The organism is Nioella sediminis (assembly GCF_001879695.1).
GTDB lineage: Bacteria > Pseudomonadota > Alphaproteobacteria > Rhodobacterales > Rhodobacteraceae > Nioella > Nioella sediminis.
The window spans coordinates 1-9244 of sequence record NZ_MNBL01000067.1; the positions used below are offsets into that span (position 1 = coordinate 1).

11 protein-coding genes and 1 pseudogene are annotated in these 9244 nt (G+C 64.1%); 9 read left to right on the plus strand and 3 right to left on the minus strand.

Annotation, left to right across the window (positions count from 1 at the left end; translation table 11 throughout):
- The 4 genes and pseudogenes from BKY26_RS20225 to BKY26_RS09255 form a co-directional block, all read left to right on the plus strand.
- Window positions 1-181 (plus strand): annotated as a pseudogene (locus BKY26_RS20225) (Hint domain-containing protein); the annotation flags it as partial.
- Window positions 182-330: 149 nt separating this feature from the next.
- Entirely contained in the window at window positions 331-708 is a 378-nt protein-coding gene (locus BKY26_RS09245; RefSeq protein WP_071690110.1) for an NADH:ubiquinone oxidoreductase subunit NDUFA12, read from the plus strand.
- A 23-nt stretch (window positions 709-731) separates the two neighbouring features.
- The gene (gene mlaD / locus BKY26_RS09250; RefSeq protein ID WP_071690111.1) at window positions 732-1178 is read left to right on the plus strand and encodes an outer membrane lipid asymmetry maintenance protein MlaD; all 447 of its coding nucleotides are present in this window, start codon (window positions 732-734) and stop codon (window positions 1176-1178) included.
- The gene (locus BKY26_RS09255; RefSeq protein ID WP_083431386.1) at window positions 1175-1600 is read left to right on the plus strand and encodes a DUF2155 domain-containing protein; all 426 of its coding nucleotides are present in this window, start codon (window positions 1175-1177) and stop codon (window positions 1598-1600) included. The genes mlaD and BKY26_RS09255 overlap by 4 nt, the downstream gene beginning before the upstream one ends.
- Here BKY26_RS09255 and aat read toward each other — a convergent pair.
- On the minus strand, window positions 1543-2208 hold the full coding sequence (gene aat / locus BKY26_RS09260) for a leucyl/phenylalanyl-tRNA--protein transferase (protein ID WP_071690112.1): 666 nt from the start codon (window positions 2206-2208) through the stop codon (window positions 1543-1545). The genes BKY26_RS09255 and aat overlap by 58 nt on opposite strands.
- A gap of 221 nt (window positions 2209-2429) precedes the next feature.
- Between aat and BKY26_RS09265 the strand changes: the two genes are divergently transcribed.
- Window positions 2430-3428 (plus strand): agmatine deiminase family protein, encoded by a 999-nt coding sequence (locus BKY26_RS09265; protein ID WP_227434973.1) that lies wholly within the window; start codon window positions 2430-2432, stop codon window positions 3426-3428.
- Window positions 3425-3877 (plus strand): hypothetical protein, encoded by a 453-nt coding sequence (locus BKY26_RS09270; RefSeq protein WP_071690114.1) that lies wholly within the window; start codon window positions 3425-3427, stop codon window positions 3875-3877. The genes BKY26_RS09265 and BKY26_RS09270 overlap by 4 nt, the downstream gene beginning before the upstream one ends.
- A gap of 46 nt (window positions 3878-3923) precedes the next feature.
- Here the strand turns inward: BKY26_RS09270 and accC are convergent, their stop codons facing one another.
- Both accC and accB read right to left on the minus strand, forming a co-directional pair.
- On the minus strand, window positions 3924-5273 hold the full coding sequence (gene accC, locus BKY26_RS09275; protein WP_071690120.1) for an acetyl-CoA carboxylase biotin carboxylase subunit: 1350 nt from the start codon (window positions 5271-5273) through the stop codon (window positions 3924-3926).
- Window positions 5274-5284: 11 nt separating this feature from the next.
- Window positions 5285-5782 carry an acetyl-CoA carboxylase biotin carboxyl carrier protein gene (gene accB / locus BKY26_RS09280; RefSeq protein ID WP_071690115.1) on the minus strand — a complete coding sequence of 166 codons (498 nt, stop codon included), beginning with the start codon at window positions 5780-5782 and terminating at the stop codon, window positions 5285-5287.
- A 282-nt stretch (window positions 5783-6064) separates the two neighbouring features.
- On the opposite strand from accB, the gene BKY26_RS09285 reads away from it, so the two are divergent.
- The 3 genes from BKY26_RS09285 to preA are packed head-to-tail and all read left to right on the plus strand — an operon-like array spanning window position 6065 to window position 9134.
- The gene (locus BKY26_RS09285; protein WP_071690116.1) at window positions 6065-7402 is read left to right on the plus strand and encodes an NAD(P)-dependent oxidoreductase; all 1338 of its coding nucleotides are present in this window, start codon (window positions 6065-6067) and stop codon (window positions 7400-7402) included.
- Window positions 7402-7794, plus strand: a complete 393-nt coding sequence (locus tag BKY26_RS09290) for a hypothetical protein (RefSeq protein WP_158514320.1) — start codon at window positions 7402-7404, stop codon at window positions 7792-7794. The genes BKY26_RS09285 and BKY26_RS09290 overlap by 1 nt, the downstream gene beginning before the upstream one ends.
- A gap of 35 nt (window positions 7795-7829) precedes the next feature.
- Window positions 7830-9134: an NAD-dependent dihydropyrimidine dehydrogenase subunit PreA gene (preA, locus tag BKY26_RS09295; protein WP_071690118.1), complete on the plus strand. Its 1305-nt coding sequence runs from the start codon at window positions 7830-7832 to the stop codon at window positions 9132-9134.
- Window positions 9135-9244: the final 110 nt, after the last annotated feature.

Here is a 9244-nt window from a genome sequence, read left to right on the forward strand (position 1 = left end):
TGCACCTGCGGAGACGTTTATCGACAATGTCTCCCGTCGGGTGTTCGACAATTACAGCGAATTCGACGCGCTCTATGGCGAGGTGCCGGAGATGGAGGAGTTGCCTTATCCCCGCGCGATGTCGGCGCGACAGGTGCCGACAGCGATCCGGGCGCGGCTGGCTGGAAAGGCCGCGGCTTGATCAGAGGGGTGGGCAGAACTGCCCACCCTACGCGCAGTGTCGCGACGCCAAACCCCGCCCGCGACACCCGTCCGCAGGGTTTCACGCTGGACCTTGCCCCGCAGATGCGGCATTAGAACCACAACGCGTATCTTGCCGGAGGCACAGCCATGCTCTCTTTCCTCAACCGTCTGGTAACCTGGTGGAACGGGTCGACCATCGGCACCCAGATCTACACCAAACGCAATGGCCAGAAAGTGGGTGAGGACGATCAGGGCAACACCTATTACCAGACCCGCGACGGCAAGCGCCGGTGGGTCATGTTCAACGGCGAGGCCGAGGCGTCCCGCGTCAGCCCCGACTGGCATGGCTGGTTGCACCACACCTATGACGAGTCGCCCGCAGACCGTCCGCTGACCCACAAGGCCTGGGAAAAACCGCATCAGCCCAACCTGACCGGCACCATGGCCGCTTATGCGCCCTCGGGTTCTCTGCGTCAGGCCCAACCCGCCGAGCGCCGCGACTACGAGGCCTGGAGCCCCGAATAAGCCTGAGGGGCGGGAGGCATCCAATGTCCGAGAATGCGACAGAAGTTCTGGTTGGCGGGGTCGTTCTGGCCGCGGCCATCGGTTTTTTCGTCTATGCGGGGCAGGTGACCGGCTTTGAAAGCGGCGGCGACAGCTATCCGCTCAGCGCCTCGTTCCGCTCTGCCGACGGGATCGGCGTGGGCACCGATGTGCGCCTTGCCGGTGTGCGGGTGGGGTCCGTCACCGCGCTCGATCTGAACCCCGTGACCTTCCGCGCCGATGTGGATTTCACCGTGGCAGGTGGCATCGAGATCCCAGACGACACTCAGGCCGTCATCGCCTCCGAGGGGCTGCTTGGCGGCAATTTCCTGGAGTTGGTGCCGGGTGGGTCAGCCTTCAACCTCGCCCCCGGTGACGAGGTTTACGAGACCCAGAGCGCGGTCAGCCTGACCACGCTGATCCTGCGCGCCGTGGGTGGCGGCGACGAATGACCCTGCGTGCCCTCGCCCTGGCCCTATTGTTGCCCGCAACGGCCTTTGCACAGGAAGGCGTTGAACTGACGATCGAGCCCAATCCGAATGTGGATGCTGGCCCGCCGGTGGTGACTGCCCCCGGCGCGCTGCTGCGCGGGCTGGATAAATCCGTGGGTCGCGCCACGGATATCGAACTGGCCACCGGTCAGACCGTGGTGTTCGGCCGGATCGCCGTGCGCCTGCTGGAATGCCGCTATCCCGAAGGCGCGCCGGGTTCAGAGGCTTATGCCCATGTGCAGATCACCGACCTTGAGGGGCAGGGGCTGTTTGACGGCTGGATGATCGCCACGTCGCCCGCCCTGTCGGCGCTGGAACACCCGCGCTATGATGTCTGGGTTCTGCGGTGCAATACGGCCTCGGGCGAGACCCAGGACGGCTGAGCCTTGAAATTCGCATCCCAGTGCAGCGCGCGTTCCAGCCGCTTGCGATAGTCGCTGCGCGGGATTTCCACCGCCCCGAGCGAGATCAGGTGATCGGTCACGAATTGCGTGTCGAACAGCTGAAACCCGCCATAGCGCAGCCGGTAGACCAGATAGGCCAGAGCGATCTTGGACGCGTCCCTGCGGCGCGAAAACATGCTTTCCCCAAAGAAGGCCGCGCCAAGGGCCACGCCATAGACGCCGCCCACCAGGTCCGGGCCGTCCCAGACCTCCAGCGAATGGGCAAAGCCCGCCAGGTGCAGTTGTTCATAGAGATCGAAGATACGCGGGTTGATCCAGGTTTCCGCCCGGTCGGCGCAGCCCGCGACCGTGCCTGTGAAGTCGCTATCCACCTTTATCTGATAGGGTTCTCGCCGGATCGTTCGCGCCAGCGAGCGGGAAATGCGAAACCCGTTCAGCGGAATGATCCCCCGCATCTGCGGATCAACCCAGAACACGTCCGGGTCATCGCGCGATTCCGACATCGGGAAGATCCCCGCCGAATAGGCGCGCAGCAGCAGATCGGGCGTAAGCGCCGGGCGCTGCGGGGTCAGAAGGTCATGGGCCATCGAGGTCGAATTCCGGTGCCGGGTCAGATGTTCAGACTAGCGCAGATCGCCGTAAAAATGCCAGAATTGCCTTGCGGACATTGTGTTTCCAAATCGGCCATGCCTTTGGCGTTATTGGTGCTTGTGATTTCTGAACGAGGGATTGGAGTGGGATGAGACGGCGGCATTTTTTGCAACGCGCGGGCGGGGCCGCCCTTCTGACGGGCCTGCCGGGGGGCATCATGGCGGACGAGACATTGCTGAACGTTCCGGCGGAAGAGGCGCCCCATCAGCGGACCTTCATGCAATGGCCGAACAGCCGCGCTGTCTATGACGACGCGGAGTTCCTGCGCATGACGCAAGCCACCATTGCCGAGATCGCCAACACGATTGCCGCGTTCGAGCCGGTCACGATGCTGGCCGCAGAGGAGCATCACGCGCGGATCGGGCGGATGGTCTCGGACGATGTGGAGCTATGGGATATCCCGACCGAGGATCTGTGGTGCCGCGATGCCGGGCCGCTCTTTGCACATCGCCCTGACGGGTCGCTTGTCGTCAGCCACCTGCAATTCAATGGCTGGGGCAACAAGCAGGTCGATACCCATGACAGCCAGATCGCCACCCGCGTGGCCGAGCGGCTTGGCCTGCCGGTGGTCCCGTCGGGTCTGGTGGGCGAGGCTGGGGGCGTTGATTACGACGGGCATGGGCTGCTCATCGGTCACGAAAGCAGTTGGGTCATCGACAATCGCAATCCCGGCCTGTCGCGCGACGAGATCGAGGCGCGTCTCATGGTCGCCTATGGCGCCACTCGCATGATCTGGACGCCCGGCGTGCGCGGGCAGGACATCACCGACTACCACATCGACAGCCTTGCCCGATTTACCGGCCCGAACCGGGTGCTGATCAACCTGCCCGATGAGCCCGATGAGGCCGACCCCTTCCACATGGCCGCGCTGGACACCCATGACGTGCTGATCGCGGGCGGGGTAGAGGTGGAGGTGATACCGGAGCCCTGGGATCGCCGCGTCGACAGCTTCGATTTCGTGGCCTCCTACGCCAATTACTATGTCTGCAACGGCGCAGTGATCGCAGCGGAGTTCGGCGACGAAGAAACCGACGAGATCGCGCGAGAGGCGCTGGCGCGCCACTATCCGGGCCGCGAGGTGGTGACGCTGAATGTCGATCCGCTTGGAGAGCTTGGCGGTGGCATTCACTGCGCCACGCAGCAGATGCCCGCATGATGGGCTGGTTTCGGAACAGCACCGCCCAGATCGAGGCGGGCGCGGCGGTGGTGACGGCCCTTGTCGCGGTGGCGGCGCTTGTGGGGGTCAAACTGCAACTCGATGCAGCAGACGAGATTCAGCGCGCGCAATCCGCCCGCGACGCCTACCGTGCGCATCTGGCCCTTGCGGTGGCGCATCCCGCCCTTGCCGATCCGGTGGATGCCTGCGCGCTGATAGGGTCGCGCAATGGGGCGTCCTATGCGGCCTTTGTCGATCACCTGCTCTATTCCGCCGAGCAGATGCTGACCGTGGACCCGAGCTGGGAAAGCACCTTCGCCGAGGAACTGGAACCGCACCGCGCCTATATGTGCTCCTCCGTCGCCACGATCAGCTATGACGCGGCGATGGAGCCCTTCATCACCCGGTTCCTCGCGGAGGGCTGTGACGAGGTGCCGGTCTGTGAATAGAAAAAGCCGCCCGTTTCGGGGCGGCTTTTCAGGTGCGGGCCAGAGCTCACCCCTGCATGTTGGTTTCCAGCCATTTTTCCAGCCAGTGGATGTTGTAATCCCCGGTCAGGACGGCCTCTTCCTCCAGCAGCGCGTGGAAGAGCGGGATGGTGGTGTCGATCCCGTCGATGATCAGCTCGCCCAATGCCCGTTTCAGGCGTGATAGCGCCTCTGGCCGGTCGCGGCCATGGACGATGAGCTTGCCGATCAGGCTGTCGTAATAGGGCGGAATCGAATAGCCGGTATAAAGCGCCGAATCCATCCGCACGCCAAGCCCGCCGGGGGCGTGGAACTGGGTAATCTTGCCGGGGCAGGGGGTGAAGTTCGGCAGCCGTTCGGCATTGATCCTGACCTCGATGGAATGGCCCTCGACCTGCAGATCCTCCTGGCTAAAGGACATGGGCAGGCCTTCGGCCACGCGGATCTGTTCGCGGACCAGATCGACGCCGAAAATGCCCTCGGTCACCGGGTGTTCCACCTGCAGGCGGGTGTTCATCTCGATGAAGTAGAACTCACCGTTTTCATAGAGGAACTCGATCGTGCCCGCGCCCTCATAGCCGATGGCGGCGATGGCATCGGCACAGGTCTTGCCGATCCGCGCGCGGGTTTCGGCGTCGATGGCGGGGCCGGGGGCCTCTTCGAACACTTTCTGGTGGCGGCGTTGCAGCGAACAGTCGCGTTCGCCCAGATGGACCGCGCCGCCCTTGCCGTCGCCGAAAACCTGCACCTCGATATGGCGGGGCGCGCCGAGATATTTCTCGATATAGACCTCGTCATTGCCGAACGCGGCCTTGCCCTCGGATCGGGCCGTGCGGAAGGCATTGTCCAGCTCTGCCGCCGATTTCGCCAGTTTCATGCCGCGCCCGCCGCCGCCGGCGGTGGCCTTGATGATGACGGGATAACCGATCTCCTCGGCCACCTTGCGGGCGGTTTCGAGGTCTGGCACGCCACCGTCGGACCCGGGCACGCAAGGCACGCCCAGTTTCTTCATCGTGTCCTTGGCGGTGATCTTGTCACCCATGATGCTGATATGCTCAGCAGAGGGACCAATGAACTTGATGCCATGATCTTCCACGATCTGCACGAAGTTCTGGTTTTCCGACAGGAAGCCATAGCCGGGATGGATCGCTTCCGCCCCGGTGATTTCACAGGCGGAGATGACCGAGGCGACGTTCAGATAGCTCTGCGCGCCCGAGGGCGGGCCGATGCAGATCGCCTCATCCGCCATGCGCACATGCATCGCGTCGCTGTCGGCGGTGGAATGCACGGCCACGGTCTGGATGCCCATTTCGCGCGCGGCGCGGATCACGCGGAGCGCAATCTCGCCGCGGTTGGCAATGAGAATCTTGGAAAACATGCGCGACCCCATCAGGCGATGATCATCAGCGGCGTGCCAAACTCGACCGGGTCGCCGTCACCCACCAGGATGCGCGTGACCTTGCCGGCACGGGGGGATGGGATCTGGTTCATCGTCTTCATCGCCTCGACGATCATCAGGGTCTGGCCCTCGGCCACCGTGTCACCGACGCTGACAAAGGCGGGGCTGCCGGGTTCGGCCTGAAGGTAAGCGGTGCCGACCATGGGCGAGGTGACCGCGCCGGGGTCTTGTGCCGGGTCGCCAGAGGGCGCGGCGGCGGGGGCAGCGGCTGGAGCGGCGGCAGCGGCAGGGGCGGCAGCGGGCGCGGGGGCCGAGACGGCGACAGGCGCGGGGGCGGCCACGATGCTCTGCTTGCTGACGCGGACATTCAGGCTGTCATTGTCGCCATATTCGCGCATGACCTCCAACTCGGTCAGTTCATTCTCGGCCAGCAGTTCCGCCAGCGCCTTGATGAAGGCCACGTCCCCGTCATGTGTCTTGTTCGCCATCTCTGCCCTCGGATGTTCTGGCGAGGGACGTCCCTCGCGCGGATGATCATGTTCCGGGCTATATACGCGTTCCCCAAGGGGCTGAAAAGCCAAACCGGATGCGAAATCGACCCGGTTCTGTGCAAAGCGGCGTCTCGAATGCCTGGAATTGAAGCCTCTGCGCAGGAAAATGACGAATCCGGCCAGATTTTCGCACTATTCAATTTTTTACCACTTGATCAAAAATCGGACCTGTGTCAGCGTTTCCTCAAAAGAACAAGCCATTCGATCAGGGAGGCACCCATGACGAACAGCCCGTTTACCCCGGGACTCGCGTCCGGCCGTCTATCGGCCGAAGACTACGCATCCAATTTCGGCGACCTGCATGACCCGCTGGACGATCACGAGGCATTGGTGGCGGCGGATCGCTGCTATTTCTGCCATGACGCGCCCTGCATGACGGCTTGCCCGACGGATATCGACATTCCGCTCTTCATCCGTCAGATCGCCACCGGCACGCCCGAAGCGGCGGCGCGTACCATCCTCAGCCAGAACATCCTCGGCGGCATGTGCGCCCGCGTCTGCCCGACCGAGACGCTCTGCGAAGAGGTCTGCGTGCGCGAAGTGGCTGAAGGCAAGCCGGTCATCATCGGGCAGTTGCAGCGCTACGCCACCGACAAGCTGATGGAGGCAGGCGTTCACCCCTTCACCCGCGCGGCAGCCACCGGCAAGAAGGTGGCGGTCGTGGGCGCTGGCCCCGCGGGCCTGTCCTGTGCGCACCGTTTGGCGATGAAGGGCCATGACGTCGATCTCTTCGACGCGCGGCCAAAAGGCGGCGGGCTCAACGAATACGGCATCGCGGCCTACAAGACGGTAAACGGGTTTGCCGGGGCGGAGGTGGATTGGCTGATGCAGATCGGGGGCATCACGCTGCACACCGGCAAGGCTCTTGGCACGGATCTGAGCCTCGATGCCCTGAAAGCCGACTATGACGCGGTGTTCCTCGGCATGGGGCTAGGCGGTGTCAACGCCCTGCGCGCCGAGGGAGAAGACAAGGGCGGTGTTTCCGATGCCGTTGATTTCATTTCCGATTTGCGCCAGTCCGAGGATCTCTCCTCCCTCCCTGTCGGGCGCAATGTGGTGGTGATCGGCGGTGGCATGACCGCCGTCGACGCCGCCGTGCAATCAAAGCTTCTGGGCGCGGAAAACGTGACGATCCTCTACCGCCGCAGCCGGGCAGAGATGCCCGCCAGCCGGTTCGAACAGGATCTGGCGGCCTCCAAGGGCGTGCGGCTGGTGTTCAACGCCAAACCCGTGCGCGTCACGGGTAACGGCGCGGCGCAGGCGCTGGAGGCGGAATATACGGTGTCCGGCCCTGACGGGCTGACAGGTACGGGCGAGACCTTCACCATCCCCGCCGACCAGGTGTTGAAAGCCATCGGCCAGACGCTGGAGGGCGCACCGGATACGCTGACCATCGAGGGCGGCAAGATCGCCGTCACCGGGCCGGGCCGAACCAGCATGGACGGGGTCTGGGCCGGGGGCGACTGTGCCTCGGGCGGCGAGGACCTGACGGTGACTGCCGTGGCCGAGGGGCGCGACGCGGCGGAAGACATCCATGCTAGCCTGACGGGCGCATGATGCGGGCGGCGGTCCTCTCCCTGGCCGTCTGGCCCGCTGCCGCCGGGGCGACCGGCGGCGGCGCTGCGCCCGTGGCGGGGTTGGGTCCCTATTGCGATCCGGAATCGGGGCAGGAGGTGTTCACGCTGACCACCGAAGGCCTCTTCGAGCCGCCGCAAACCCTCTGCCGCTTTCGTGCACCGCTGACCGAAGACTTCACCTACGAGGGCGAGGTGGCGTGTGAAACCCCGCTGTTCATGGACCCTGCCGCACCCAACACGCCCTCTGATATCATTCTGTCCGGCTACCGTTTGTCCCTGCGGCCGGGCGAAGAGGCCGGAACGCTGATCTACCGCCACGATGACGCGGCCCCGGTCGAAACCCTGCATTGCCACGCGGTCTGGCCCAACTAGCCGCCCGCCTAGCCTGACTCCAAGGAGGACGCCAAATGGCTGATCTCACGACGAATTTCATCGGCATCAAATCCCCCAACCCGTTCTGGCTGGCCTCGGCCCCGCCCACGGACAAGGAATACAACGTCCGCCGCGCCTTCGAGGCCGGGTGGGGCGGTGTCGTCTGGAAGACCCTGGGCGAAGAAGGCCCGCCGGTCGTCAATGTCAACGGGCCCCGCTATGGCGCGATCTGGGGGGCGGATCGGCGTCTGCTCGGCCTCAACAATATCGAGCTGATCACCGACCGCCCGCTGGAGGTGAACCTCGAAGAAATGACCCGCGTGAAGAAGGATTATCCCGACCGCGCGCTCATCGCCTCGCTGATGGTGCCGGTGAACGAGGACAGCTGGAAGGCGATCCTAGACCGGGTGATCGAAACCGGCTGCGACGGGGTCGAACTGAACTTCGGCTGCCCCCACGGGATGAGCGAGCGCGGCATGGGCAGCGCCGTGGGGCAGGTGCCGGAATATGTCGGACAGGTCACTGAATGGTGCAAGAAGCATTCCGACCTGCCGGTGATCGTGAAGCTCACGCCCAACATCACCGACATCCGCAAACCCGCACAGGCGGCGAAGGATGGTGGCGCGGACGCCGTGTCGCTGATCAACACGATCAATTCGATCACCTCGGTCGATCTGGATCTCTTTGCACCCGAACCCACCATCGACGGCAAGGGCGCCCATGGCGGCTATTGCGGCCCGGCGGTGAAGCCGATTGCGCTCAACATGGTGGCGGAGATTTCCCGGTCTCCATCCCTGCAAGGCCTGCCGATCTCTGGCATCGGCGGCGTCACCACCTGGCGCGATGCGGCAGAGTTCATGGCGCTTGGTGCGGGCAATGTGCAGGTCTGCACGGCGGCGATGACCTACGGGTTCAAGATCGTTCAGGAAATGATCTCGGGCCTCAGCCAGTACATGGACGAGAAGGGCTTCACCTCGACCTCAGAGCTTGTGGGCCGTGCGGTGCCAAACTGTTCCGACTGGCAGCACCTCAACCTCAACTACATCACCAAGGCCCGGATCGACCAGGATGCCTGCATCAAATGCGGGCGCTGCTATGCGGCCTGCGAAGACACCAGCCACCAGGCGATCACCATGTCCGAGGATCGGGTCTTCGATGTCGATGACAGCGAATGCGTGGCCTGCAACCTGTGCGTGAATGTCTGCCCGGTCGAGGGTTGCATCACCATGGAACAACTCGCCCCCGGCACCGTGGATGAACGCACCGGCAAGGTGGTCGAGAAGGACTATGCCAACTGGACGACGCATCCGAACAATCCCGGAAGCTGTGCTGCGGAATAGGCCTTTGCACCGGAGGGAAAGGCGTTTCGAAACGCCTTTCTCATGCGGTTTCGAAACCGCGTTGGAAGCGCATTCAAATGCGCTTTTCCCAAGCCGCTTCGAAGCGGCTT